Origin of the sequence: Flammeovirga kamogawensis (assembly GCF_018736065.1) — a bacterium.
Lineage (GTDB): Bacteria > Bacteroidota > Bacteroidia > Cytophagales > Flammeovirgaceae > Flammeovirga > Flammeovirga kamogawensis.
In genome coordinates, this window is sequence record NZ_CP076128.1 from 2,626,777 (window position 1) to 2,650,996 (window position 24,220).

A 24,220-nucleotide genomic window follows, 5' to 3' on the forward strand; every position below is an offset into this window, starting at 1 on the left:
CTTAAATATAAAAAAGGTGAGATAATTTATACTATCTCACCCTACTTAAAAATATTTTATATGATATTAAATATCATCAGCATCTAAAGCACCACCACTTTGAGATGACTTATTTCCACCACCTCTTTTAGTTTTAGATTTATTAGATTGCTCTCCAAAATTAAATGATAGTGTAAAACGTAATGTATCTTCTAAAGGGTTATTTCGTTTAAATGACAATAGGTATGAAAAGTCTAAAGTAACTACTTGATATCTAATACCTAAACCCATCTGCATATACTGACGATCACCTTTTTCAGGGTTTTCATAAAAATACCCTACACGAGCGGCAAACATATCGTTATACCAATATTCAGCACCAACACTCCACATAATCTCTTTCATCTTTTCTGAAAATCCACCTGGAGCTTTTGCTAAACCATACCACATTCCTTGAAGTACTCCTACTGATTTATAATCATAAGTACTATCTGGAGTTGGTACTAATAGTTTGTTAATATCAATACCAAAAGTTATTTTATTATATGGATCTAATTCTGTAGTTAATGTAGTACCTAAACGTAAATTTGTCGGTAAAAAGTCTTCTTGACTTTCATTCGAATAATTCATTTTAGTTCCGATATTTGAGATATTCCAACCCCAAGCAAAAACAGCATTATATTGTCCTAAATTTACATCTGGATTAACCCAATAACCAGAAATATCAGCAGCAAAAGCATGACCTGGTTTACTATCTTGAGCACCACTAGAAATAGAACCTGCTAGGTTAGAATAGATATACCTTGCTGAAACAGCCATACTATATCTATTAGAAAGTTGCATTGCAAAATGACCATCAAAAGAATATTCTCTTGGATTAAAAGTTCTTGTAACACTTCCTTGGTTATCTGTAAAGTCAATACTTCCTAAATCGAAGTATCTCATACTAGCACCTATAGTTTGGCGATCATTTAATTTATAGTATCCAGATAAATAACTTAAAGCCATATCTCCTACAATCTTTTGTAACCAAGGGTTATAAGATAGTGATACTCCATATTCATTATCAATACGGGCATATTTAGATGGGTTCCAATGTGAAGAGTTTACATCAGCTGATGTAGCTGCACCCATATCACCCATGGCAGCACCCCTAGCTTCTGGTGCAATTGTTAGGAAAGGTACTGCAGTAATTATAGGATTACTATTTTGGTCTTGGCCAACAATTTGAGATTGTGCTAAAACATTTACTGTACTAAGTACAGATAACAATATAAATATTGATTTAACTTTTAAGTTGATCATAACTGTGATTTGAACTATAAAATATATAGATTTCTTTAAAAAATTACCTCTAATGATAGAGGTCTCTATAAAATTGAGTATAGTTATGTATAAGCTAGGAGTTTAAGTTTCCTTAAATATAGTAAAGATTAACAAAAAAAATGAAAAATACTTTAAAATAAAACAATTCTAGTTGTCTTAAAAGTACTTAAATTCAAGCTATGGCATTCTATTATCAATTGAACAACATACATGCCACTTATTAAACCATATTGAGAACGTAAGTCTTTATATTCTAATGTTGTAACCTCTTCTACATTATTAAACTCATTAACTGTTGTTAGAACTGTATTTCCATTCATCGCAATAATGTTTGAAGTAACAACAATATCTTGTCCTAAAACATTATTTGAAAAACGTATATCGACATCTTCATCAACAGGATTAGGATAGGCTATTAACTCTGTAATTTGTAATTCTGATATTGGACTTACTATTACATTTATTTTTTTTTCAGCTCTATTATTAAGTACATCCCATACTTCTAAAGTAAAAGAATGTTCCCCTTCTTCTAGATCATTTATTGGAAAAACTAAAGAATAAGTATTTTCTAATCCCTCTTTTGGCATTAAATAATCATTTAATATCCATTCCTCAATACCTCCATCCATAGAGAGTTTTATATCATGACCTGCCCCAATACCTGAAATATTTATACCACTTTCATCAAAGAACTCTGCATAAAGATAACTATCTGGTGGTATTGTTCTTACATTTGAATCGCCATTAAAATACATATTTATATCAGGTGCTACGTTATCTTCTACAGGATTAGAAGAGGTTCCCCCAATTATTATATCTACATCACTACCAACAGCATCAGTCAATGGATTATTTGCATAGAAACTTAATTTGGCTGTTCCATAAGCATAACGAATATCTTTAGGAACTACAAAATCAAAAATAAAATCACCTTTTATTACGGATACTACCCCTCTAAAAAGCTGATATTTTCTTTCTGAATAATTAAAAACAGTTTCAGAGCCATCATTACCTCTAGTAGATGATTCGGTAGATTTCTCAAATAATGTTAGATAAATATCCCCATTAAACTCTTTATCTTTTACTCCATTGATTGTAATTTCACCTTGTAATAAAACATGGTCTAATGCTTTGATTGTATCTGAAGTAGTATATTGTTGGTTATTTAATGTAGTTATATTTATTTCCCTTTGTGAAAAATTTAGTTTCATAGATGGATCACCCAATAATGCAAAATTTCTGTTATTAACTCCTGAAAGGCTATTATTTTTAGTTCGCATCATAACTTCCCCCAATGAAGGGTAGTTATTATCTTGGTCTTTTAAAAAAACATAATCGTAAAAGGCTTTATTAATTTTAAAATTACTTGATGCATAAACAGGTCGAGTTGTAGTTAATAAAGAAATTGCACCTCCTTTAGAATTAAATAATAATCTCTCTGCACTCGACATTATTGCAGGATTATCATACCTACCAAATTCACAAGTTGCTGTTAAGAATAATGGTAGTTTAGCATAATTCGTAAAGTTATTAATCATATCAACTGTTAAAATTGACTCTTCTGCCCAATTTGTTATTGACCCATGACCACTATAGTTTACAATTAACACACCTTTATCATTCACCCAATCATTGATACTCTCATTAGACTCAGGTGAAATAGCTCCTGAAGGAGTTGATTCTTTAGGGTAGTTATCTATATAAACACGTTTGGAATCGAAATCAGAAAAAGTTTCTTCTACATAAGTTGCTAAATCATTGGCGTCACCTTGATGAGTATTAGTATCACCGTCATCTGCAACAAATAAAACTCTTTTCTTCCAAGAGTCTAAATTTGTAGAAAGTGTATCATAATTAATTATTCTATCAACCAATATTTCAGCATCTTCTAATGTTCTAGCGGGTAAGCGACCTATACCAATTTCTAAATCATAATTTTCTACACTCCCATCAATTTCTTCTGCCCAATACCCTTCATTTTCATCTAGAAAACCAATGTAATCATCAGACGAATATGTTTTGGTCCTCTGTAATACATCTCTAGACTCATAAATGGCTACTTTACTTCCACCTTCTTGTTTGATACCTTTATAATCATAAGATCCCTGACCAAATAAAAGTACGTTCTTTAATTTTTGTATGTTTTTTTGGTATAGAGTTCTTATAAAATCTCTTAATGCAGTAATATCTTGTCTACCCGATGAATACTCATTATATACTTCCTGCACATCAACAACTTGGACATCAATTGAATTTAATGTTGCTCTATGTTGTGCTAATTTCTTTGCCTGATCTAAATATTCACCATAATATATAATCAATAAATTTGGTACCTGTAGTTCCCTAATATTTTGATTAGATATACTTTCTATTGGTTCTGGTAAAAGTAAATCACTAACATTAAAAGCTGCTATAGATAAACGTTTTTGTTTTCTGATAGTAGTTATTTTATTATTAGAAACATTGAGTGATGTAATATTTATGGGGTCTGATACATCCCAAACATAATCAAATGTTGAATTAATGGATATAGAAGCTCCATCAGTATTCAGTGAATAAATTTCATGATAAATAAAATTTTCTTGATATGTTGAAATACTTCGTTTTGTATTAAAAGTAAAATAATCAATATAACCTTCTGAATCTGATTGAGGTTTACTATAAGAGATATCTAGATTTAAATTATCTCCAATATTATTGATTGTGAAAGGAGTGAATAAATTACTTTGCATATACCCTTGCCTTCCGTATCTATAAGAATTAAAATCTTTTGCCCCTCTTACAACAACTTCCCCTCGTTGTGAACCTGATATAGAAACCGAAAAAGTACTTTCAGCTCTTGATTTAGACATCACCCCACATTTTACAATCATTTCAGATGATGTATTTATTGGATTAAAGTCTATTGAAATTGTTTGTGATGTTTCTGATGTTAAATCTTCTCCAAACCAATATCTACCTGAAGGTTCACTTAAAGCTGTAATTAAGTCTTTTTCGTGATGTACTACTTCTATTAAACTAGATAATGATTGTGGAGATGAAGGTATTCTATTTTCATTAATGACACGATTCTTATTGTTTTCACCTCCAATTTTTAGAAAATAATAATTCGATTCATCGTATAAATTAAACTCAGTCGATATAAAATGATTTACTGAATCTACTACTAAAGAATGTGGACCTTCTCCGTAGAAAATAAAAAAGTCTGAAGATGAAATTTTATTATTATCATTACCAACAAATTTAATAGAGATTTCAGTTAATGAAGACGGTCTAGGGGCATTATTTGGTTGCGGTAACATCCCGTAACCAAACCCATAAATAGCAATATCGTCAGGAGATAAATTTGACACATCAATCCCTAAACTAGTAAATACAGAATTATCAATTTTATATAAACCTGTTTTATTTACTTTCAATTTATAAATCGTTCCATTAGATAACGGTCCTTGTGCATTCACATTTAGCGAAAAAATAACCATTATTAGAAAAATAAATAAATACTTAATATTGATTTTATAGGATTTGTTCATGAATGAAAGATTGATTCTCCTTAAAGTTATCAAAAACTATACAATAAGAGCTAAGTGATCTTTAGTTTAACAACAAAAAAGCATAATCAAGAGTTAACTTAATTATGCTTTTTATTTATTTCTATATCAATTCAGAGAATCTCTGCACTGAATATATTATTTGCCTTGAATTAACTCTAAGAATCTTGTAAACAGATATCTAGAATCATTTGGTCCAGGAGAAGCTTCTGGGTGGTATTGAACAGAAAATGCTTTCTTACCTAATACCTTAATTCCTTCTACTGTCTCATCATTTAAATTGATGTGAGTAAGTTCGATTTTATCATTTTTCTTAATACTATCCATATCAACTGCAAAACCATGGTTTTGAGAAGTTATTTCAGATCTTCCTGAAACTAAATTCTTTACAGGATGGTTAGCACCTCTATGTCCATGATGCATTTTGTAAGTAGTTAAACCTACAGCTCTAGAAATAATTTGATGTCCTAAACAAATACCGAATAAAGGTTTATCAGCCTCTAAAATTTGTTTAGCAGTTTCTACAGCGTGATTCATAACAGCTGGATCACCAGGTCCGTTTGATAAGAAGTAACCATCTGGTTTCCATTGTTTCATTTGTTCGAAAGTAGTATCCGATGGAAACACCTTGCATAACATACCTCTTGATGTAAAGTTTTCTAGTATAGATTTTTTTACTCCTAAATCTAATACAGCTACTTTAACTGATGCATGTGGATCACCTACACTGTAAGGTTCTTTAGTACAAACTACAGAAGATAATTCTAAACCTTCCATATTAGGTGTTGCTTTTAATAGTTTCTTTATTTCATCTAAATCAGAAATTTCAGAAGTTATAATTGCATTCATTGCACCTTTTTGGCGGATATGACGTACTAATTCTCTAGTATCAAGATCTGCAATACCAACAAGGTTGGCATTTTCTAAATAATCTTGTAGAGATCCCTCTGCCGTGTTTCTTGAGTAAACACTTGAAAAACTTTTTACTACAAGCCCATTAATTTGTGGTTTAGCAGACTCATTTTCATTGTGAACAGTTCCATAGTTACCAATATGAGACACTGTATTGACAATGATTTGTCCGTAATAAGAAGGGTCTGTATAAATTTCTTGATACCCTGTCATACTTGTGTTGAAACAAATTTCACCTGTTGTAGTACCAATTGCTCCGATGGCCGTTCCTTTATAGGTAGTACCGTCTTGCAGCATTAAAATTGCCGTCTTCTTCTCCATTGCTATTAACGTCTAGTTTAATTCAGATTGCACAAATTTAATAAAATAGTCAGAACTATTAAGAAATAGACATAAAAAAAGGGAAATGATTAAAAAAATCATCTCCCTTTCTATATTTTAATGATAAATCATCAGAATAATTATTCAGCTGATTCTTCATTATTATCAGTTTCAGTAGCAGGTGCTTCTGAAGCTGTAGATTTCTTTTTACTACGACGAGTTTTCGTCTTAGTTTCTTTCACGTTATAAACTTCGTTGAAGTCTACAAACTCGATCATTGCCATTTCAGCACCATCACCTAAACGACGACCTGTTTTGATAATACGAGTATAACCACCTGGACGATCAATGATTGCATCACGAACTGTTGAGAATAACTCAGCTGTAGCTTCTTTATCACGAAGGTAAGAGAATACAACTCTACGAGAGTGCATTGTATCATTCTTTGCCTTTGTTACTAATGGCTCAACATAAGTTCTTAAAGCTTTCGCTTTAGCAACTGTTGTAAAAATACGCTTGTGCTCAATAATAGAACAAGCCATATTTGCAAGCATAAGTTCTCTATGCTTCTTTTGTCTACCTAAGTGGTTGAATTTTTTACCGTGTCTCATTTCACCGAAATTTAATGATAAAGCCGTATTAGGAACTTTATCAAATTATAAAATAAATTAGTGGACTTGTAACAATCTATAAGCCGTAGCTTACTTTTTGCCGGTGATTTCAGTTACTGCCGTGTCCAAGGAACAGTTACCTATCAGAATTTTGTTACTAATCTTCGTCTAAACGATATTTTGTAACATCCATTCCGAATGAAAGATTTCTATCAGACATTAATGTTTCTAACTCAGTAAGAGATTTCTTACCAAAGTTTCTGAATTTCATCATGTCAGAAATCTCTAAAGATGCTAAATCTCCCAATGTTTTCACATCAGCAGCTTTTAAGCAATTATATGCACGAACTGAAAGCTCAAGGTCTGCAAGAGATGTTTTAAGAAGCTTACGCATTCTTAAGTATTCATCATCTATTTCAACTGCTTCTCCTCCTTCAATGTCATCAATGATCATATTCTTATCAGAGAATAACATGAAATGCTGAATCAAAATGTTCGCAGCTCCCTTCAACGCTTCTTCAGGATGGATAGATCCATCTGATTGAATTTCAATAACCAATTTTTCAAAGTCAGTACGATCGTCAACTCTAAGGCTTTCGATATGGTATTGCACATTTTTTATTGGAGTAAAGATTGCGTCAATTGGAATAAAACCAACAATATCGTCAGCTTCACTTTCTGTTTGTTCATCAGCAGATAAATATCCACGGCCGTTTTGAATAGTCAATTCAACCTGAAGATTTACACTCTCATCCAAATTACAGATTACAAAGTCCGGATTAAGAACTTTATATTCCTCAGTAAACTGAGCAATATCGCCTGCTTTAAATTCACTTTTACCGCTAAGATTGACACTGATTTTCTGAGAAGGGTTCTCAGAATCCGCCTTAAAACGTACTTGTTTTAAGTTCAGAATTATTTCAGTTACGTCCTCTACTACACCATCAATTGTAGAATATTCATGAAGAACATTCGGAAATTTAATTCCTACGATAGCATATCCTTCTAGCGACGAAAGCAAAATACGTCTGAGAGCGTTACCTATTGTTAAACCGTAACCTTTTTCAAGTGGTTTAAATTCAAAAAGACCAGTGAAATCATCAGCCTTTTCTATTACCACTTTATCGGGTCTTTGGAAAGCAAGAATGGACATATAAAAGTTGTGGTTTTAATAATTTAATAAGATCTATACGAAAAGCTCCTAAGCATGATAAAAATAGCACACTTAGAAGCTTTTTCCAAAGATCTATATTACTTAGAGTACAACTCGACAATAAGTTGCTCTTGAATATTTTCAGGAATCTCGTCTCTTTCTGGGAATTGAACGAATTTTCCAGTCATATTCTCAGCATTGTATTCTAACCAAGAATAAGCTGTACGTTGCTTACCAGAAGTAGCTTCCTTGATCACTTTGTTAGTTTGAGACTTAGCGCGAACACCAATAACGTCACCAAACTTCAATGTATATGAAGGAATGTTTACTACTTTACCGTTCACAGTAATATGCTTATGCGATACCAATTGGCGAGCAGCACGACGAGTAGGAGCAAATCCTAAACGATAAACTGTGTTATCTAATCTTGCTTCAAGAAGTTGTAACAAGTTAGTACCTGTGATACCTGACTTCTTAGCAGATTTTTCAAAAATATTACGGAACTGGCGCTCCAATACACCATAAGTGTATTTCGCTTTTTGCTTTGCAGCAAGCTGGATAGCATATTCAGACTGCTTTCTGCGTCTGTTTTTACCATGCTGTCCTGGAGGATATGCCTTCTTTTTAAGTTCCTTGCATGCCCCGAAGATTGGATCATTAAACTTTCTAGCAATCTTCGACGTAGGCCCTGTATATCTAGCCATTTCTCTAGAATTTTAGGAGTGTCTGTATTTATTAAATTCAGGAGGTGTCAATGATCTCTGTCGTGGCTTAAAACGACAGACCCTTGCTTTTTAACACACTCTTAGGTTTTGTTCTCAAAACGAGAGGGTCTAAACTTAGACTCTTCTACGTTTTGGAGGACGACAACCATTGTGAGGTAGTGGAGTACAATCTTTGATGATTGTTACTTCAATACCTGAGTTTTGTACGGTACGGATAGCAGCCTCACGACCAGATCCTGGACCTTTTACAAAAACCTCAGCTTTACGCATACCTAGGTCGAATGCTACTTTCGCAGCATCTGATGACGCTTGTTGCGCAGCGTAAGGAGTGTTTTTCTTTGAGCCTCTGAAGCCCATTTTACCAGCTGAAGACCAAGAAATAACTTGTCCTTCTTTGTTGGTGAAAGAGATGATAATGTTGTTAAAAGAAGCTTTGATATGAACTTCTCCCTCCTGAGTAACATTAACTACTCTTTTCTTCGCTTTTTCGTTTTTTCTTCTTTGAGCCATAATTCTTAATGTTCAGCTATTAGCTAGGAACTAAATTATTTCTTCTTGTTTGCAACAGTCTTACGCTTACCCTTACGAGTACGTGAGTTGTTCTTGGTATGTTGACCTCGAACAGGCAAACCTCTTCTGTGACGTAATCCTCTGTAACATCCGATGTCCATCAATCGCTTGATGTTCAACTGAATTTCAGATTTTAATTCACCTTCGATTTTGTGACCTTCTGTGATAAGTTCACGAATCTTTTGTGATTCTTCGTCTGTCCAATCTTGGACTTTTTTATCCTCGCTTACTCCAGCTTCAGCAAGAATAATTGCCGCTGACGATTTACCAATTCCAAAGATGTAAGTTAACGAAATTACACCTCTTTTGTTATTAGGTATGTCAACACCTGCAATACGTGCCATGTTTTACTGTGAACGGTTACTTTGTAAAACTTAATTTTAACTTGCTAATTGTACTAAAAATTATCCTTGACGTTGTTTATGTCTAGGATTCTTTTTGTTAATAATGTACAATTTGCCATTGCGGCGGATGATTTTATCATCTGCGCTGCGTTTTTTGATAGAAGCTTTGACTTTCATTGCTCCGGTTTTTTTTAGAAAACGTGAAATTCCCTGATTAAAATGTCAAGGCACTCGAAAGTCGCCTATCCATGCTCAGTTTACCCATAAGTAAAACATCACATGCACTCAACCTACCTTCTTTAATGCAAAAATAGAGGGAATAATCCCCTTATTTTGTTACTGCCTGTTAATCTAAATGAATAAAATTAAACATCGGCCTGCAAAGATAGACATTTTTTTGAATTATTTATATCTATAAACAATTCTTCCTTTAGTAAGATCATATGGAGACATTTCCAAACGAACTCTGTCACCTGGGAGAATACGAATGTAATGCATACGCATTTTACCAGATATGTGTGCTACAACCTGGTGACCATTCTTTAACTCCACACGAAACATCGCGTTAGAAAGTGCCTCAACGATCGTACCGTCTTGGGTAATGTTTGATTGTTTTGGCATTTGATATTAACTTTAAAATGGATATACTTCCTCAATGTACTTGAACGTTGTCAACACTTCAGTTTTACCATCAACGATAGCTACTGTGTGTTCATAATGGGCTGAAGGTTTACGATCTCTCGTACGAATTGTCCATCCATCAGCATCTTGTGTTATTGCTCTAGTTCCTAAGTTAATCATAGGTTCTATTGCGATCACCAAACCATCTTTGATTTTCAATCCTCTACCTCTTTTCCCATAATTAGGTACTTCTGGTTTTTCATGAAGGTTTTTACCTAATCCATGTCCTACCAATTCCCTAACTACTCCATAACCATGCATTTCTGCATGTTGCTGTACAGCAAAACTTACATCACCAATTCTATTATTGATTTTACAAGCTTCCACACCTTTCTGAAGTGATTCTTGTGTAACCTTTAAAAGTTTCATTGTATCTGCATCAACTTCTCCAACAGGATAAGTATAAGCACTATCAGAATGAAACCCATTTAAAAACACTCCACAATCAAGTGATATTACATCACCACTTTTCAATTCATAATCAGATGGAATACCATGCACAATAACATCATTTAGTGACATACATAATGTTGCAGGAAATCCATTATAATTCAAGAATGAGGGGTGAGCCCCATTATCCTTAATAAAATCATGAGCGATTTTATCAAGAGTATTAAGGCTAACCCCTTCTTTAATATTCTTTGCGACCTCACCATGTGCACGGCCGAGTAAATCGGCACTGATACGCATTAATTCGATCTCTTCTTCTGTCTTGTAGTATACCATTAGACTGTTGCCACGTTTTGGCGTCCTTTGATATTTCCAGACTTCATCATTGAATCATAGTTTTGCATTAGCAAGTATGATTCAATTTGCTGTAGCGTATCTAAGATAACACCCACCATAATAATTAGTGAAGTACCACCGTAGAATCTAGAAAAAGCAGAACTTACACCTAACATACTTGCAAAAGCAGGTAAGATAGCAACAACCGCAAGGTAAATTGCTGAAGGTAAAGTAATACGATCTAGAATCCAGCTAATAAAACCTGAAGTTTCTTCACCTGGTTTGACATTTGGTACAAATGCATTATTTCTTTTCAAATCTTCAGCCATCTGATCAGGGTTTATCGTGATCGCTGTGTAGAAGTAAGTGAAAAGTAAAATCATTGTTGCAAATGTTGCGTTATATGCAAAAGATGTGTAATCAGAGAAATTCTGCATTACCCATCTAGCAGTATCGCTTTCATCTGCCCAAACGCCTGCGATCAATGAAGGAAGGAACATCAGAGATTGTGCAAAGATAATAGGCATAACGTTCGCAGCATTCACTTTTAAAGGAATGTATGAACGTTGACCTGTAGCAAGCGTACGCTTTTTACCTCCAGCTCCAACAACCTGACGTGCATATTGCACTGGTACTTTACGAACAGCAGCGTTCAATAGAACAACTCCCATTACGATAAAGAATAAAGCTACTAATTCAACAACCAATAAGATACTGAAACCTTGTGTTTGGAATTCTTGAATAATAGCAGTAGGAAAACTCGATATAATACCAATCATGATCAGCATTGATATACCGTTTCCAATTCCTTTCTCCGTGATTTTTTCACCAAGCCACATACAGAAAACCGTACCTGCAGTCAAGATAATCATGGCTGCTGGGTAGAATAGTGACTGGTTGATTACGATTGCCTCGTTAGGAATAGTTGAATATAAATATCCAGATCCTTGTGCGAGGGTAATCACGATCGTCAAAACACGCGTAATTTGGTTAATGCGTTTACGTCCTGACTCTCCTTCTTTCTGCATACGCTGAAAGTAAGGTACAGCCATCCCTAATAACTGTATCACGATGGATGCAGAAATGTAAGGCATAATACCAAGAGCAAAAATAGATGCACGCGTAAACGCACCACCTAAAAATAGGTTTAACATCCCTAGCATACCTCCTGAAGATTCAGTAAGTGCACTAGGATCTACTCCTGGAAGGACGATATACGACCCCAATCTAAAAATCGCTAGGAAACACAGAGTGTAGAAAATTCTACCTCTGAGCTCCTCGATTGAAAAAATGTTCTTCAGTGTCTTGACAAACTTATTCATAGCTTCTTACAATGTAATCGCTTTTCCGCCTGCTTTTTCGATTGCCTCTTTAGCAGATGCAGAGAAAGCGTTCGCCGAAATCTCTACTGTTGCAGTTAGTGCACCAGTTCCAAGAATTTTAACTTTATCATTCTTAGAAATAATACCTAACTCCACGAATGTCTCAAATGCGAAAGTTGTTACGCCTTTTTCGTCAGCGATCTTTTGGATACGATCCAAGTTGATTGCTTTATATTCAACTCTAAAAGGAGAGTTGAACCCGAATTTAGGTACGCGACGTTGTAATGGCATTTGACCTCCTTCGAAGCCAAACTTCTGGCTATAACCAGAACGAGACTTAGCTCCTTTGTGACCACGTGTTGACGTGCCTCCACGACCAGAACCTTGTCCACGACCTACGCGCTTATTTTGGCGAACTTTTCCACCTTTCGCAGGACTTAGTGTATGCAGTTTCATGACTGTTTCCCAATTAATACCTTTAAAGTACTAATGCCTTGTGCAAAAGTACAAAGAATTTACAACTCTTCCACGCTGATTAGGTGATCAACAGCCTTAACCATGCCAAGGATCTGAGGATTAGCTTCCTTTTCCACAGATTTGTTGATTTTTCCTAGACCAAGCGCTTTAATTGTGCGTTTTTGTCTTTCAGGACGACCGATCAACGATCTAACCTGAGTAATACGGATCTTTGCCATAACAGATTAAATTTATTGATTAGCCGTTAAAAACTTTGCTCAATTTCACTCCGCGTTGGTCAGCTACCATGCGTGGATCACGCAATTTAAGTAGTGCATCAAAAGTTGCTTTAACCACGTTATGTGGGTTAGAAGAACCTTGTGACTTTGCCAATACGTCGTGAACACCTGCTGATTCTAGTACTGCACGCATCGCACCACCTGCGATAACACCAGTACCTGCAGAAGCAGGTTTGATAAGAACACGTCCGCCGCCGAATTTACCTTTTTGAGGGTGTGGAACAGTACCTTTCAATACTGGAACCTTCATCAAGTTCTTTTTAGCGTCGTCGATGCCTTTAGTAATTGCGTCAGTTACCTCGTTGGCTTTACCCAAACCATAACCTGCAACACCATCACCGTTACCTACAACTACGATTGCAGAAAAGCTGAAGCGTCTACCGCCTTTTACTACCTTAGCTACACGCTTGATAGCAACAACTTTTTCTGTAAGCTCTAGATCGGCTGATTTTACTTTTGTTACGTTCTGTTTCATTTCTGACAACTCTTTAGAATTTCAAACCACCTTCTCTAGCACCTTCTGCTAACGCTTTCACTTTACCGTGGTAAAGGTAACCGTTACGGTCAAAAACAACCGTAGAAATACCAGCAGCAGTAGCTTTTTCAGCAACCTTTTTGCCTACTTCTGAAGCCAAAGCTATGTTCGTAGATTTGCTTTCAGCATTAATCTCACGAGAGCTTATAGCAGCAACAGTACGGCCGTTTAGGTCGTCGATCAACTGCACATAAATTGCAGTATTACTCTTATATACAGAGAGTCTAGGACGTTCTGGTGTACCAGAAACCTTCTTACGAATGCCCCTTTTGATTCTCAGTCTTCTCAGATCTTTCTTAGTGGCCATACTTGTTATTTTTTACCAGCAGCTTTACCTGCTTTTCTTCTAATCTCTTCACCAACATACTTCACGCCTTTACCTTTATATGGTTCTGGCTTTCTGAATGAGCGAACTTTTGCAGCTACTTGTCCAACCAATTGCTTGTCCACACCTTCGATGTGTACTACAGGCGGTTGACCTTTTACTGTTTCAGCACTCACCTTAATTTCCGCTGGAACTTGGAAAAGGATTCGGTGTGAATAACCAAGATCAAGGTCTAATAATTGACCTTGTACCGATGCTTTAAAACCAACACCAACTAACTCTAATGATTTTTTGTATCCTTCAGATACACCAATCACCATGTTTTGAGTTAAAGCTCTATAAAGACCGTGCAAAGAGCGGTGGTCTTTATGATCTGAAGAACGTCCGAAACGTACTTCAGAACCTTCAATCTCAACGTTGATGTCTTTGTTGATTTCCTGTGTTAACTCTCCTTTCTGTCCTTTCACTACTAATACGTTAGCATCAGTAACTGAAATTTCAACACCTGAAGGAATAGTTACAGGTTTTTTACCAATTCTTGACATGGTTTTCTAATTAAGGCTTAAGTCTTCGAAATACAAATGTATTGAAGAGCGGTCAGCCATTATTGTTAAAAGTATTCTTTTACTCTTAGTAAACGTAGCAAAGTACTTCGCCACCAACATTCAATTCACGTGCTTCTTTGTCAGTCATCACACCTTTCGAAGTTGAAAGGATTGCGATACCTAAACCATTAAGTACACGCGGCATGCTCTTAGCGTTAGCATACTTACGGAGACCTGGACGTGATACACGTTCCAAATCAACTACCGCAGGTTGCTTAGTTACAGGATGATACTTTAATGCGATTTTGATCACACCTTGAGTATTTACACCATCCTCGAACTTGTAGCCTTGAACGAAGCCTTTCTCATGCAGTACCTTAGTCATTTGCTTCTTAATTTTCGAAGCAGGAACTTCTACGATGCGCTTGTTTGCGCTAATCGCATTTCTAAGTCTCGTAAGGTAGTCTGCTATAGGATCTGTCATTGCCATTGCTTGCAAATATTTTTACAGCACATATAGTGCCGTAGGTTCCTAAATTTTAATTACCAGCTCGATTTTGTAACGCCTGGGATTTTACCTGCTGATGCCATCTCACGGAAAGTAACACGTGAGATACCAAATTTACGCATGTAACCTTTTGGACGTCCAGTTAATTTACAACGATTGTGTAAACGTACTGGTGAAGAGTTTTTAGGAAGTTTATCTAAACCTTCCCAATCACCTGCTTCTTTTAGAGCTTTGCGCTTGTCTGCGAACTTTGCCACAAGTCTTTCACGCTTACGCTCTCTCGCTTTTATCGCTTCTCTTGCCATAGTTTCTCGTGTTTACTACTTTTTCTTAAAAGGCATTCCAAATAACTTGAGTAGCTCGTAAGCTTCCTCATCAGATTTAGCAGAAGTAGTGAACGTAATGTCCATACCTGTTACTTTTTTCACTTGATCAAGTTTGATCTCAGGGAAAATGATCTGCTCCTTCACACCTAAAGTGTAGTTACCACGACCATCCAATTTATCTTTGATACCTTGGAAGTCACGCTCACGAGGAATAGCAATTGTGATCAAACGATCTAAGAATTGATACATTCTGTCACCTCTTAAAGTTACACGAGCGCCAATTGGCATATCCTCACGTAATTTGAAGTTCGAGATTGATTTCTTTGACATCGTTGGAACTGCTTTTTGACCTGCAATAGTAGTTAATTCTTCTACTGCAACATCTACGAGCTTTTTGTCTGCAACTGCCTCACCAACACCACGGTTGATGATAATCTTTTCCAATTTTGGAACTTGCATTACAGACTTGTAATTGAAACGTTCCTTTAATGCTGGAACGATTTCCGCCTGGTATTTGTCCTTTAATCTTGTCGCTGTAGCCATTAGTCGATAAATTTTCCAGTGTTCTTAGAATATCTTTTCAACTTACCGTTTTCGTCTAGCTTACGACCTACGCGAGTTGATTTACCCGTTTCAGGATCGATTAACATGATGTTAGAGACGTGAATTGGTGCTTCCATTTTTTTCACTCCACCTTCTGGCTTTTCAGCAGTTGGTTTGATGTGTTTGGTAACCATATTCACTCCTTCAACAGTGGCACGCTCCTTCTCACGATCGACAGCAAGTACTACACCTTCTGTACCTTTATGGTTACCAGAGATGATCGCTACTTTGTCGCCTTGTTTGATATGGAATTTTCTATTCATAACTCTTAGAGTACCTCAGGTGCTAACGAAACGATTTTCATAAATTGCTTCTCACGAAGCTCTCTTGCGACTGGTCCGAAGATACGAGTACCTCTTGGCTCATCTGTAGCAGTTAATAAAACTGCTGCATTGTCTTCGAAACGAATGTAAGAACCGTCCTTTCTACGAACTTCTTTTTTAGTTCTTACAACAACCGCTTTAGATACAGTCCCTTTCTTTACATTTGAAGAAGGGATAGCTGATTTCACAGAAACGACAATTTTGTCGCCCACGCTAGCGTAACGCTTACGTGTACCACCCAATACGCGGATACAAAGTACCTCTTTTGCGCCTGAGTTATCTGCTACTGACAGTCTTGATTCCTGTTGTATCATTGTCCTATCCTATTAAGGATTCTTTACTTGGTGATTGTAAAATTTTAATTTTTGGTGGTTAGAAAAATGAATTACTTCGCTTTTTCTACTACCTCCACCAATCTCCAACGTTTACGCGCGCTCAATGGGCGCGTCTCCATGATTCTTACGGTATCTCCGATACCGGCAGTGTTACCTTCGTCGTGCGCCATAAATTTCTTCGTCTTCTTGATATACTTACCGTACATCGGGTGTTTTTGACGTGTTTCCACTACCACCGTGATCGACTTGTCCATTTTGTCGCTTACAACTACTCCGGTACGTTGCTTTCTGAAATTTCTTTCCATTGTCAGGTATCTTAGTTGTTAACTTTCTCGATAGCTCTTAAAACCATCTTCTTGTTTACAGGTGCTAAAAACGTATTCTTTTGCAAGAATTCTACCGATGTTTCACGAGTAACGTTTTCCGCTTTAACCTTTTCCTCCAATTCAACAGTCACTCTAGCGTGTAACTCAGTCTTAAGACGTGCTACTTGCTTTCTAAGTGATCCTAATTGCATTGGGTTCTCCAATGGTGAAACTGCATGAGCATAAGCAAGATCTTCTAATTGCTTTTGAGAAGTTTTAACGTTCTCTGCAAGCTCTTCTGAAGACATGCCTTTCACCTGTTCCTTTAGATCTTTTGTTTTCATCTCTCAGCTTATCCAACGTAGTCTGGTCTGACCACAAACTTCACTTTGATTGGGAGCTTTTGGGCAGCCAATCTCATTGACTCCTGTGCTCTTTCAATTGATACTCCATCAGATTCGAACAAGATTGTTCCGGCTTTCACTGGAGCAACCCAATAAGCAGGGGCACCTTTACCCTTACCCATACGTACTTCGGCTGGCTTTGATGTAACTGGCTTATCAGGGAAGATTCTAATCCATACCTGACCTTCACGTTTCATCGCACGAGTCATCGCAATACGAGATGCCTCAATTTGACGAGCAGTGATCCAACCACCTTCAAGTGCCTTTAGACCGAAGCTACCAAAAGAGATGCTATGGCCGCGTTGTGCAACACCATGGCTTCTGCTTCTTTCTTTCTGTCTCTTTCTGAACTTGACTCTCTTTGGCTGTAACATTGTTGATTCTGTTATTTACCCACACACAGGAACTTCCTGTGATTTCTTATGTCTAAGTGCACAAACATCTCGGAATACTTAAGCTCGAATGGCTAAATTCCTGTATAACAGAATTAATATTTCTTATTACAAAGTAGTTTAGGACTTTCGCTCATGTCTATAAATAAACGTAGTTTCCCGAGGTTTGGACTGCAAAAGTATCACACTTTTTTTTGTAAAACAAGTAGTTAGCAAAAAAAAGTACTTAATTAAATATCTTTTACAATTCCATACTTATTTATGTACGTTTTCGTATTAATCAACTGAATTCTAGATTGAATAGTTAGTTTTATTGACAAACATTTAGACATACTCTATTTACTTGGCAGTTTAAATTGCAGTAATACTGGTGCAGAACCCGATAAGCCATATTTACTTTTTCCAAATTCCGAAACAGAGACTCCATTATTATCAAAACCAATCCAAATTTCATCATTTTTAATCATTAACGCTTCTGCCATACCATATTTAGCAGGTTCATATAACCGTTGTCCTTTATTACTAACAGATTTTTTAAAACTATAATGCTTTAATTCTTTATGTGTATCTGGGTCTATTTTAATAATACACATGCCATTTCTTTCTAAGGCATATAGATAACCTTCATAAAAATATAAGTCAGCATAATCATTACTACACTTATTGGATGTTATAAAAGTCTCAATAATTTCTAAGGCAGCTAGATCAACTTTTAAAATTAATTTAGGTTGTCTTTCTTTAGCTAAATACAACACACCTTTATCAAAATCAATCGCAACACCTTCAAAACCTGCATTATGAAGCCAATCTTTTTTTGGTGAAGCTAAAGCGCCCCAATTAATTAATAGCTTATTTATTTTCCTTGATTTTAGATTATAGCTATATACTTCATTATCATGTTCATTAATTAAATAAGCAATATCTCCACCTATAGCTATACCTTCAAGATCAATTCCCCCTTTAAATGACAGTTCTGCAATAGGCGAAACTGTAAAATGTTTTGCTGCCCAATTTACTTGATAAATAAAAGGATTGTCTTTTTTATCTGCAATAACGAATATTGAATCTTTATAATGAGATATCCCACTAAGATCATATCTATCAGTATATTCAAATAATTGTTTTAATGTAATTAGCTCTAATTCAGTTGTTTTTTGAGCATAAGATGATACGTACCCAAAAACTAGTAAAGTTAAAATAATGAAGTTTTTCACGAGTCTATTTATTGAATTTATTCTTTCAATTCTTCTACCCATTGTAAAGCTCCTATATCTGGAGTTGTTGTACGTGGGTTTCCAATTTGATCAATTGTTATATTAGGTATATTAACTGCTTTCCCTCTAGCTGGACTATCATCTGCTAAAGTGAAATTATAAGAATATGGATATCTAAAGTATGGATCTTGATTTAAGATGTTATTTTCTGAATAATCATCAGACGTTGTCTTAATTATATTATTGGTTAAATTAGTTATTGAGACACCATTTGAAACGTTAAACTCATTTGATAAACTACCCCAAACAATATTATTGGTACAAGTCAGTTTTATTTCTTCATTTCCCTGTTTATCATCTAGTATAGATTCAAAAGCAACTGATGGGACATCTCTATAGTAGCCTGTGTTTTCATTAACAATAGTATTATAAAGAAACTCACAAACTCCTCCTGATGCTTGGGCAAATGCGTAACTCACTGTATGACTAATAATAGTATTTACAATTCTAACATCAGCTTTTATTGAAGAGACCCCCACTAAAGACACATTTTCGATTGTTGAATTTTGGATATCTAAATCAATAACATCATCGTTATCTGGATGATATATATAAAGGCCATACGTTGAATTTTTTATATGAGAGCCATAAATCTTATTATTATTACTCAATGAGTCAAATATAACACCACCCCATTGACCAGGAGAATTCTCATATTTTCCATCTAATCTTTTACTTTCTAAACGTATCGTATCTTGAGGTGTGCCAAGTAACTGAAGTGAACCACTAACTTGAATCTTTGCAGCATTATCAAAAACTAATTTTGATCCTGCATTAATAGTTAGAGACGAACCTTCTGTTATATACAAAGAATCGATCAAAAGGTAGGTCCTACCAGGGTCCCAAACTACATCACCGATAACTACATTTCCTCCTGCTACATAATATGGATCTTCTCCAAAAGCATTTAAAATAACACTTTGTTTATTACCATTAGTAAAAAGATTAACATCTGCATTAAATTCACGAATTGTTGTTTGATTTTCATACGGAATATTAGCTTCAGCAACTATAATCATACTATCTCCACCTCTCAGAAAAGTATTATCAACTGAACTTGACGCATCTCCGTTTATTAACAATGAATACACATCATTAGGATCATTTAGTGATATTTCTGAAATATTTACAGCATTACTGCTTGGATTATACACCGTAAACCTCTGAGCAATACTACTCATATCAATATTCTCATCTTCCTTTGATGTATAAAGTGTATCGAAAAACACAGTATCTTGAGAAAAAATAAGAGAAATACTAGGGTCTGTTGATAAAACCTCATCTGTTGGTTCACATGAAGAAAATGAAAATAATACCCCAAATAGTGCCGTTATAATTAGATAGTTAAGCTTCAATAGTTTATTTGTTTATATATTTTTTATTGAATTGCTCGTAAGGAGCTTTATTAAAACTTTGTTTTTCTACTGCTTGATGAACATTTGATGGTTTTACCCAATCTAAAAATCCTTTTCTCCAAACATATGCTAATCCTAAAATAAGTATTCCTACAAATAAAAATATTTCTACTAAGGCAAACCAGCCCCAAATTCCATTTGTACTTTCTATTTTATCAGGATCTCCAAAAACAGTTGCCCAAGGAAACAAGAATAATATCTCTACTTCAAATAATAAAAATATTAATGCTACAATATAAAACCTAATATTAAAACTCCCCCATGCTGAGCCAATAGGGTCTTCACCACTTTCGTAAGTAGTTAATTTTTCTTCACCTGGACGTCTGGGTCTCAGTATCATAGCTGTAAACAACCCTCCAAGTGCGAAGATTACACCAACAAGTATAAATAAAAAGATATTCCCGAAGTCTGTTAGTAATTGATTACTCATATTAATAGAAAAATAGAAACTTATGTATTTCTTTTGTGAATAATTTCGATAAAAATACTAACCATATAAACACTATCATAACATGGCCGTACTTTTTGAAACATTTTTAGAGTGGAAAGAGTATTGTGACAAGAAAAAAGTCCCTTTATTTCAACCCGTTTTAGACTATGAGATACGAGAAAAAGAACGTACTCAAGAAGAAATCGAAGAAGCCTTAAATAAAGCATATTTCGTTATGCGAGATGCTGTAAAAACTGGGCTCAATGAAGATATGACATCTCGATCTGGTATGATTGAGAATGGAGGTAAAAAAGTAAAAAAATCACCTATTAATGTGCTTTCCGAAGAATTTAAGCTACTTATTGCACGTGCATTAGCTGCTAAAGAAGTTAATTCTTGCATGGGTAGAGTTGTTGCTGCACCAACAGCTGGAGCCTCTGGTATTTTACCAGGTGTACTTGTTACTTTACAAGAAATACATAGTATTCCTGATAAGAAAATACATGAGGCATTATTAATTTCTGCAGGCATCGCATTAATTATGGAAAAAAAATCTGGAATAGCAGGTGCTGTTGGAGGTTGCCAGGCAGAAACAGGTACTGCAGCTGCAATGGCTGCTGGAGCAATTACTTACTGTCTTGGAGGTTCTATAGATGTTATTTTCAATGCAGTTGCCATTACAACACAATGCATGTTAGGATTGGTTTGTGACCCAGTAGCTGGGTTAGTTGAAGTTCCATGCGTTGTAAGGAATGCCAGTGCTGCTGCAATTGCAAATTCTTCTTCACAGATTGCTTTAGCAAATGTTAGTGGAGTAATTCCTGTTGATGAATGTGTAGACGCAATGGGAGAAGTAGGACAAAGTATGGAAGACCGTTATAAAGAAACTGCTATGGGTGGGCTTGCTGCTACACCTACAGGGAAAGCTATATCTAAAAGAGTCTTGATATCAGATATTGATATTATAGATTCGTCTGATGAATAATTTTTCAACAAAAAAGGCTGCTTAATACCAAATTAAGCAGCCTTTTATTTTTGTAGATCTTTACTATAGAACGTAGCCTTGAAATTTCTTATTCAATTCAACACGGTTTCTTTCCTTTTCTTCAGCTGTGTATAATTCTAAGTTTTTTAATGCCGTCTCAAATTGGTTCGCATAGTTTTTATATTTCGAACCAAGAGTGTCATTATTTTTTTTCTTGAAGCTAAAAGTTACCATAACATCATAATTTAACGAACAAACAATTGAGAATGAAGTAATTACCTAATATTTGTAAAAAGTGAGATAATTATTCTTACCCTTATGACAACTAGGAATAAGGAGTGGACAAAAAAAACTTTATTTTTTTTCAGTTTTTTTTATTTGATCCCAATATTGATCCATTTCAGTTAAAGACAAAGATTCAAAATCAACACCATCATCCTTCATAAACCTTTCCATTTGGTTAAACCTATTGATAAACTTTTTATTTGTCCTTTCTAAAGCATCAGATGGGTTTATTTTTAAAAATCTTGCATAGTTAATCATAGAAAACATCACATCTCCGAACTCATCCTCAATTTTATCTAAATTATCTTCTCCATTATCATAAGCAGTAACTTCATCCTGAAGCTCCTGTAACTCTTCCTCTACTTTCTTGTATACATCTTCTTTATTGTCCCATTCAAAACCCACTCCAGCAGATTTATCCTGAATACGTAATGCCTTTAAAACAGCAGGCAAAGATTTAGGAACTCCTCCTAAAACTGTTTTATTTTTATTTTCTTTCTCTTTTAATTTTATCAATTCCCAATTTCTACTTACCTCTTCAGCATCTTTTACTTCTACATCTCCATAAATATGAGGATGACGTACAATTAGTTTTTCGCAAATACTATTTAAGACGTCATCTATTGCAAAATCTTGTGTTTCTGAGCCAATTTTTGCATAAAAAACTAGATGTAGCATTACATCACCTAATTCCTTTTTTATTTCTTGGGTATCATTTTCCAAAATTGCATCAGAAAGTTCATACACCTCTTCTATTGTTAAATGACGAAGTGTTTCCATTGTTTGTTTTTGATCCCATGGACATTTCTCTCTTAAATCGTCCATTATATCCAATAATCTTTTAAATGCTCTTAATCTTGGATCTTCAATATTTTTATCGCCTTGCATAAAATAAAGGTTTAATTTTGTCTTATAATTCAATTTATATTGTCAATTAGAAACACAATATTGCACTAATCAAGTAAAAGTTAAATTAAGAACTCAGAAATCGATAAATTCTATATGAAAAAGAAAAGTAGCCCCAATACATCCCCATTGTCAATGACCCATACTGAGATCTCTGAACGATTATCAAAATATACACCTATTAGTGCTGCAACTACTTTTGCTGAATGGATTCTTGAATATCAAATTTATGTATCTATTAAAGGTGGTAGAAAAAGTATTAACGGTGATTATAGGCCACCACAAAAAGGATATGGCCATAGAATTAGTATTAATGCCACACTAAATCAATATCAGTTTGCTATTACATTTGCTCACGAAGTTGCACATTTGATAACATGGTCCAAATATCAACAGAAAGTTAAACCACATGGAAAAGAATGGAAAGCAAAATTTGGAGAACTCTTAGAGGTTTTAATTTTGAAAAATACTTTCCCAAAAGATTTACTTGAAGCAATTAAAGTACATCAACAAAATCCATCTGCATCTAGCGGTAATGATAACGCATTAAAAAAAGCACTTTCCAATTATGATGAATTTCAAGATGAATCACCTTTTTTAGAAGATTTAATTGATGGAGATGAGTTTTCTATGGAAGATGGACGTGTTTTTATTCGTAATAAGAAATTGAGAAAATATTTTTTATGCACAGAAAAATCAAGTGGCAAACAATTTAGAATCAATTCTTTAGCAAAAGTAAATATTCATTACCCTACTAAACATGACAAAGCTTGTTAACGACTGTTTGATTTATTTTAAAATTTTATTCGGTAGAATGTTTGAATAAACAAACTTTTTCCCCACTTTTGCACCGCGTTAAGCAAAAAAGGTAGCTTTTAAAGTTTCCTGGTGATGTAGCTCAGTTGGTAGAGCATCGGACTGAAAATCCGTGTGTCGGCGGTTCGAATCCGCCCATCACCACAAAGTCTAAGATAACAGACTATAAACAGTTTCTGGTGATGTAGCTCAGTTGGTAGAGCATCGGACTGAAAATCCGTGTGTCGGCGGTTCGAATCCGCCCATCACCACAAGTCTAAGGTTAAACAAGACTATAAATAGTTTCCCGGTGATGTAGCTCAGTTGGTAGAGCATCGGACTGAAAATCCGTGTGTCGGCGGTTCGAATCCGCCCATCACCACAAAGTCTAAGGTTAAACAAGACTATAAATAGTTTCCCGGTGATGTAGCTCAGTTGGTAGAGCATCGGACTGAAAATCCGTGTGTCGGCGGTTCGAATCCGCCCATCACCACAAAAATTAAGCTTATCCTTTTGGGTAGGCTTTTTTTGTATTTATGATTTCGGAAATCAA

31 protein-coding genes and 4 tRNA genes are annotated in these 24,220 nt (G+C 35.1%); 6 read left to right on the forward strand and 29 right to left on the reverse strand.

All coding sequences use genetic code 11. The features are described from left to right. Positions 1 to 66: 66 nt before the first annotated feature. From porV to KM029_RS10515, 28 genes are all read right to left on the reverse strand, one after another. Positions 67 to 1,284, reverse strand: coding sequence for a type IX secretion system outer membrane channel protein PorV (gene porV / locus KM029_RS10380; protein WP_144073231.1), 1,218 nt, complete (start codon positions 1,282 to 1,284; stop codon positions 67 to 69). 152 nt (positions 1,285 to 1,436) lie between these two features. Continuing rightward, positions 1,437 to 4,787: a type IX secretion system sortase PorU gene (porU, locus tag KM029_RS10385; RefSeq protein WP_158631026.1), complete on the reverse strand. Its 3,351-nt coding sequence runs from the start codon at positions 4,785 to 4,787 to the stop codon at positions 1,437 to 1,439. A 207-nt stretch (positions 4,788 to 4,994) separates the two neighbouring features. Further along, complete coding sequence (gene carA / locus KM029_RS10390) at positions 4,995 to 6,089, reverse strand: glutamine-hydrolyzing carbamoyl-phosphate synthase small subunit (RefSeq protein ID WP_144073233.1); 1,095 nt, start codon at positions 6,087 to 6,089, stop codon at positions 4,995 to 4,997. A gap of 140 nt (positions 6,090 to 6,229) precedes the next feature. Next, on the reverse strand, positions 6,230 to 6,700 hold the full coding sequence (gene rplQ, locus KM029_RS10395) for a 50S ribosomal protein L17 (RefSeq protein ID WP_144073234.1): 471 nt from the start codon (positions 6,698 to 6,700) through the stop codon (positions 6,230 to 6,232). A gap of 157 nt (positions 6,701 to 6,857) precedes the next feature. Beyond that, positions 6,858 to 7,853 (reverse strand): DNA-directed RNA polymerase subunit alpha, encoded by a 996-nt coding sequence (locus KM029_RS10400; protein WP_144073235.1) that lies wholly within the window; start codon positions 7,851 to 7,853, stop codon positions 6,858 to 6,860. A 98-nt stretch (positions 7,854 to 7,951) separates the two neighbouring features. Continuing rightward, positions 7,952 to 8,557 (reverse strand): 30S ribosomal protein S4, encoded by a 606-nt coding sequence (rpsD, locus tag KM029_RS10405; protein ID WP_144073236.1) that lies wholly within the window; start codon positions 8,555 to 8,557, stop codon positions 7,952 to 7,954. A 135-nt stretch (positions 8,558 to 8,692) separates the two neighbouring features. After that, on the reverse strand, positions 8,693 to 9,088 hold the full coding sequence (rpsK, locus tag KM029_RS10410) for a 30S ribosomal protein S11 (protein WP_044228387.1): 396 nt from the start codon (positions 9,086 to 9,088) through the stop codon (positions 8,693 to 8,695). 35 nt (positions 9,089 to 9,123) lie between these two features. Next, positions 9,124 to 9,492, reverse strand: a complete 369-nt coding sequence (rpsM, locus tag KM029_RS10415; protein ID WP_126610623.1) for a 30S ribosomal protein S13 — start codon at positions 9,490 to 9,492, stop codon at positions 9,124 to 9,126. 60 nt (positions 9,493 to 9,552) lie between these two features. Continuing rightward, positions 9,553 to 9,669, reverse strand: coding sequence for a 50S ribosomal protein L36 (gene rpmJ / locus KM029_RS10420; RefSeq protein WP_126610622.1), 117 nt, complete (start codon positions 9,667 to 9,669; stop codon positions 9,553 to 9,555). Between the two features lie 225 nt (positions 9,670 to 9,894). After that, positions 9,895 to 10,113 carry a translation initiation factor IF-1 gene (gene infA / locus KM029_RS10425; protein WP_126610621.1) on the reverse strand — a complete coding sequence of 73 codons (219 nt, stop codon included), beginning with the start codon at positions 10,111 to 10,113 and terminating at the stop codon, positions 9,895 to 9,897. 12 nt (positions 10,114 to 10,125) lie between these two features. Continuing rightward, positions 10,126 to 10,899, reverse strand: coding sequence for a type I methionyl aminopeptidase (gene map / locus KM029_RS10430; protein ID WP_144073237.1), 774 nt, complete (start codon positions 10,897 to 10,899; stop codon positions 10,126 to 10,128). Then, the gene (secY, locus tag KM029_RS10435; RefSeq protein WP_126610619.1) at positions 10,899 to 12,221 is read right to left on the reverse strand and encodes a preprotein translocase subunit SecY; all 1,323 of its coding nucleotides are present in this window, start codon (positions 12,219 to 12,221) and stop codon (positions 10,899 to 10,901) included. Before secY ends, map begins: the two co-directional genes overlap by 1 nt. 6 nt (positions 12,222 to 12,227) lie before the next feature. Further along, entirely contained in the window at positions 12,228 to 12,677 is a 450-nt protein-coding gene (gene rplO, locus KM029_RS10440) for a 50S ribosomal protein L15 (protein ID WP_144073238.1), read from the reverse strand. Between the two features lie 59 nt (positions 12,678 to 12,736). Next, positions 12,737 to 12,916: a 50S ribosomal protein L30 gene (gene rpmD, locus KM029_RS10445; protein ID WP_126610617.1), complete on the reverse strand. Its 180-nt coding sequence runs from the start codon at positions 12,914 to 12,916 to the stop codon at positions 12,737 to 12,739. A 19-nt stretch (positions 12,917 to 12,935) separates the two neighbouring features. Beyond that, on the reverse strand, positions 12,936 to 13,451 hold the full coding sequence (rpsE, locus tag KM029_RS10450) for a 30S ribosomal protein S5 (RefSeq protein ID WP_144073239.1): 516 nt from the start codon (positions 13,449 to 13,451) through the stop codon (positions 12,936 to 12,938). Positions 13,452 to 13,464: 13 nt separating this feature from the next. Next, on the reverse strand, positions 13,465 to 13,818 hold the full coding sequence (rplR, locus tag KM029_RS10455) for a 50S ribosomal protein L18 (RefSeq protein ID WP_126610615.1): 354 nt from the start codon (positions 13,816 to 13,818) through the stop codon (positions 13,465 to 13,467). Positions 13,819 to 13,823: 5 nt separating this feature from the next. Further along, positions 13,824 to 14,381 carry a 50S ribosomal protein L6 gene (rplF, locus tag KM029_RS10460; protein ID WP_144073240.1) on the reverse strand — a complete coding sequence of 186 codons (558 nt, stop codon included), beginning with the start codon at positions 14,379 to 14,381 and terminating at the stop codon, positions 13,824 to 13,826. An 85-nt stretch (positions 14,382 to 14,466) separates the two neighbouring features. Next, positions 14,467 to 14,865 carry a 30S ribosomal protein S8 gene (gene rpsH, locus KM029_RS10465; RefSeq protein WP_317130465.1) on the reverse strand — a complete coding sequence of 133 codons (399 nt, stop codon included), beginning with the start codon at positions 14,863 to 14,865 and terminating at the stop codon, positions 14,467 to 14,469. Between the two features lie 59 nt (positions 14,866 to 14,924). Then, positions 14,925 to 15,194 (reverse strand): 30S ribosomal protein S14, encoded by a 270-nt coding sequence (gene rpsN, locus KM029_RS10470; RefSeq protein ID WP_126610612.1) that lies wholly within the window; start codon positions 15,192 to 15,194, stop codon positions 14,925 to 14,927. 15 nt (positions 15,195 to 15,209) lie between these two features. Then, positions 15,210 to 15,758, reverse strand: a complete 549-nt coding sequence (gene rplE, locus KM029_RS10475; RefSeq protein ID WP_144073242.1) for a 50S ribosomal protein L5 — start codon at positions 15,756 to 15,758, stop codon at positions 15,210 to 15,212. Beyond that, on the reverse strand, positions 15,758 to 16,081 hold the full coding sequence (gene rplX / locus KM029_RS10480) for a 50S ribosomal protein L24 (protein ID WP_144073243.1): 324 nt from the start codon (positions 16,079 to 16,081) through the stop codon (positions 15,758 to 15,760). Before rplX ends, rplE begins: the two co-directional genes overlap by 1 nt. 5 nt (positions 16,082 to 16,086) lie before the next feature. Continuing rightward, the gene (rplN, locus tag KM029_RS10485) at positions 16,087 to 16,455 is read right to left on the reverse strand and encodes a 50S ribosomal protein L14 (protein ID WP_126610609.1); all 369 of its coding nucleotides are present in this window, start codon (positions 16,453 to 16,455) and stop codon (positions 16,087 to 16,089) included. Positions 16,456 to 16,526: 71 nt separating this feature from the next. Next, positions 16,527 to 16,781, reverse strand: a complete 255-nt coding sequence (gene rpsQ, locus KM029_RS10490) for a 30S ribosomal protein S17 (RefSeq protein ID WP_126610608.1) — start codon at positions 16,779 to 16,781, stop codon at positions 16,527 to 16,529. Positions 16,782 to 16,792: 11 nt separating this feature from the next. Then, positions 16,793 to 17,125, reverse strand: coding sequence for a 50S ribosomal protein L29 (gene rpmC / locus KM029_RS10495; protein ID WP_144073244.1), 333 nt, complete (start codon positions 17,123 to 17,125; stop codon positions 16,793 to 16,795). An 8-nt stretch (positions 17,126 to 17,133) separates the two neighbouring features. Then, the gene (gene rplP / locus KM029_RS10500) at positions 17,134 to 17,559 is read right to left on the reverse strand and encodes a 50S ribosomal protein L16 (protein ID WP_044228428.1); all 426 of its coding nucleotides are present in this window, start codon (positions 17,557 to 17,559) and stop codon (positions 17,134 to 17,136) included. Positions 17,560 to 17,912: 353 nt separating this feature from the next. Beyond that, a complete protein-coding gene (locus tag KM029_RS10505; protein WP_158631027.1) occupies positions 17,913 to 18,791 on the reverse strand; it encodes an SdiA-regulated domain-containing protein in 879 nt (292 codons plus the stop codon). Positions 18,792 to 18,808: 17 nt separating this feature from the next. Then, complete coding sequence (locus KM029_RS10510) at positions 18,809 to 20,206, reverse strand: hypothetical protein (protein ID WP_144073246.1); 1,398 nt, start codon at positions 20,204 to 20,206, stop codon at positions 18,809 to 18,811. 4 nt (positions 20,207 to 20,210) lie between these two features. Continuing rightward, positions 20,211 to 20,696, reverse strand: coding sequence for an NADH-quinone oxidoreductase subunit A (locus KM029_RS10515; RefSeq protein ID WP_144073247.1), 486 nt, complete (start codon positions 20,694 to 20,696; stop codon positions 20,211 to 20,213). Positions 20,697 to 20,778: 82 nt separating this feature from the next. Between KM029_RS10515 and sdaAA the strand changes: the two genes are divergently transcribed. Next, positions 20,779 to 21,681 carry an L-serine ammonia-lyase, iron-sulfur-dependent, subunit alpha gene (sdaAA, locus tag KM029_RS10520; RefSeq protein WP_144073248.1) on the forward strand — a complete coding sequence of 301 codons (903 nt, stop codon included), beginning with the start codon at positions 20,779 to 20,781 and terminating at the stop codon, positions 21,679 to 21,681. Between the two features lie 354 nt (positions 21,682 to 22,035). On the opposite strand, the gene mazG is transcribed toward sdaAA, so the two are convergent. Next, positions 22,036 to 22,854 (reverse strand): nucleoside triphosphate pyrophosphohydrolase, encoded by an 819-nt coding sequence (gene mazG, locus KM029_RS10525; protein ID WP_184679494.1) that lies wholly within the window; start codon positions 22,852 to 22,854, stop codon positions 22,036 to 22,038. Between the two features lie 114 nt (positions 22,855 to 22,968). On the opposite strand from mazG, the gene KM029_RS10530 reads away from it, so the two are divergent. The 5 genes from KM029_RS10530 (at position 22,969) to KM029_RS10550 (ending at position 24,160) form a co-directional block, all read left to right on the forward strand. Next, positions 22,969 to 23,649, forward strand: a complete 681-nt coding sequence (locus KM029_RS10530; protein WP_144073249.1) for a SprT-like domain-containing protein — start codon at positions 22,969 to 22,971, stop codon at positions 23,647 to 23,649. A gap of 110 nt (positions 23,650 to 23,759) precedes the next feature. Continuing rightward, positions 23,760 to 23,832, forward strand: a tRNA-Phe gene (locus KM029_RS10535). A gap of 34 nt (positions 23,833 to 23,866) precedes the next feature. After that, positions 23,867 to 23,939: transfer RNA gene (locus KM029_RS10540), tRNA-Phe, on the forward strand. 37 nt (positions 23,940 to 23,976) lie between these two features. Further along, positions 23,977 to 24,049, forward strand: a tRNA-Phe gene (locus KM029_RS10545). Between the two features lie 38 nt (positions 24,050 to 24,087). After that, positions 24,088 to 24,160: transfer RNA gene (locus tag KM029_RS10550), tRNA-Phe, on the forward strand. Positions 24,161 to 24,220: the final 60 nt, after the last annotated feature.

Excerpts from the sequence above, each read along its gene's own strand:
- rplR (WP_126610615.1), bottom strand. The coding sequence starts at position 13,818 with ATGGCCACTAAGAAAGATCTGAGAAGACTGAGAATCAAAAGGGGCATT.
- infA (WP_126610621.1), bottom strand. The coding sequence starts at position 10,113 with ATGCCAAAACAATCAAACATTACCCAAGACGGTACGATCGTTGAGGCA.
- KM029_RS10515 (WP_144073247.1), bottom strand. The coding sequence starts at position 20,696 with ATGAGTAATCAATTACTAACAGACTTCGGGAATATCTTTTTATTTATA.
- rplF (WP_144073240.1), bottom strand. The coding sequence starts at position 14,381 with ATGTCAAGAATTGGTAAAAAACCTGTAACTATTCCTTCAGGTGTTGAA.
- rplQ (WP_144073234.1), bottom strand. The coding sequence starts at position 6,700 with ATGAGACACGGTAAAAAATTCAACCACTTAGGTAGACAAAAGAAGCAT.
- rplX (WP_144073243.1), bottom strand. The coding sequence starts at position 16,081 with ATGAATAGAAAATTCCATATCAAACAAGGCGACAAAGTAGCGATCATC.
- porU (WP_158631026.1), bottom strand. The coding sequence starts at position 4,787 with ATGGTTATTTTTTCGCTAAATGTGAATGCACAAGGACCGTTATCTAAT.
- rpmD (WP_126610617.1), bottom strand. The coding sequence starts at position 12,916 with ATGGCAAAGATCCGTATTACTCAGGTTAGATCGTTGATCGGTCGTCCT.
- KM029_RS10400 (WP_144073235.1), bottom strand. The coding sequence starts at position 7,853 with ATGTCCATTCTTGCTTTCCAAAGACCCGATAAAGTGGTAATAGAAAAG.
- rpsQ (WP_126610608.1), bottom strand. The coding sequence starts at position 16,781 with ATGGAAAGAAATTTCAGAAAGCAACGTACCGGAGTAGTTGTAAGCGAC.
- rpsD (WP_144073236.1), bottom strand. The coding sequence starts at position 8,557 with ATGGCTAGATATACAGGGCCTACGTCGAAGATTGCTAGAAAGTTTAAT.
- rplN (WP_126610609.1), bottom strand. The coding sequence starts at position 16,455 with ATGATACAACAGGAATCAAGACTGTCAGTAGCAGATAACTCAGGCGCA.
- map (WP_144073237.1), bottom strand. The coding sequence starts at position 10,899 with ATGGTATACTACAAGACAGAAGAAGAGATCGAATTAATGCGTATCAGT.
- rpsE (WP_144073239.1), bottom strand. The coding sequence starts at position 13,451 with ATGAAACAGAACGTAACAAAAGTAAAATCAGCCGATCTAGAGCTTACA.
- rplP (WP_044228428.1), bottom strand. The coding sequence starts at position 17,559 with ATGTTACAGCCAAAGAGAGTCAAGTTCAGAAAGAGACAGAAAGAAAGA.
- rpsM (WP_126610623.1), bottom strand. The coding sequence starts at position 9,492 with ATGGCACGTATTGCAGGTGTTGACATACCTAATAACAAAAGAGGTGTA.
- porV (WP_144073231.1), bottom strand. The coding sequence starts at position 1,284 with ATGATCAACTTAAAAGTTAAATCAATATTTATATTGTTATCTGTACTT.
- mazG (WP_184679494.1), bottom strand. The coding sequence starts at position 22,854 with ATGCAAGGCGATAAAAATATTGAAGATCCAAGATTAAGAGCATTTAAA.
- rpmJ (WP_126610622.1), bottom strand. The coding sequence starts at position 9,669 with ATGAAAGTCAAAGCTTCTATCAAAAAACGCAGCGCAGATGATAAAATC.
- rplE (WP_144073242.1), bottom strand. The coding sequence starts at position 15,758 with ATGGCTACAGCGACAAGATTAAAGGACAAATACCAGGCGGAAATCGTT.
- rpsH (WP_317130465.1), bottom strand. The coding sequence starts at position 14,865 with ATGACAGATCCTATAGCAGACTACCTTACGAGACTTAGAAATGCGATT.
- rpsK (WP_044228387.1), bottom strand. The coding sequence starts at position 9,088 with ATGGCTCAAAGAAGAAAAAACGAAAAAGCGAAGAAAAGAGTAGTTAAT.
- rplO (WP_144073238.1), bottom strand. The coding sequence starts at position 12,677 with ATGAAACTGCATACACTAAGTCCTGCGAAAGGTGGAAAAGTTCGCCAA.
- carA (WP_144073233.1), bottom strand. The coding sequence starts at position 6,089 with ATGGAGAAGAAGACGGCAATTTTAATGCTGCAAGACGGTACTACCTAT.
- KM029_RS10530 (WP_144073249.1), top strand. The coding sequence starts at position 22,969 with ATGAAAAAGAAAAGTAGCCCCAATACATCCCCATTGTCAATGACCCAT.
- sdaAA (WP_144073248.1), top strand. The coding sequence starts at position 20,779 with ATGGCCGTACTTTTTGAAACATTTTTAGAGTGGAAAGAGTATTGTGAC.
- rpmC (WP_144073244.1), bottom strand. The coding sequence starts at position 17,125 with ATGAAAACAAAAGATCTAAAGGAACAGGTGAAAGGCATGTCTTCAGAA.
- secY (WP_126610619.1), bottom strand. The coding sequence starts at position 12,221 with ATGAATAAGTTTGTCAAGACACTGAAGAACATTTTTTCAATCGAGGAG.
- rpsN (WP_126610612.1), bottom strand. The coding sequence starts at position 15,194 with ATGGCAAGAGAAGCGATAAAAGCGAGAGAGCGTAAGCGTGAAAGACTT.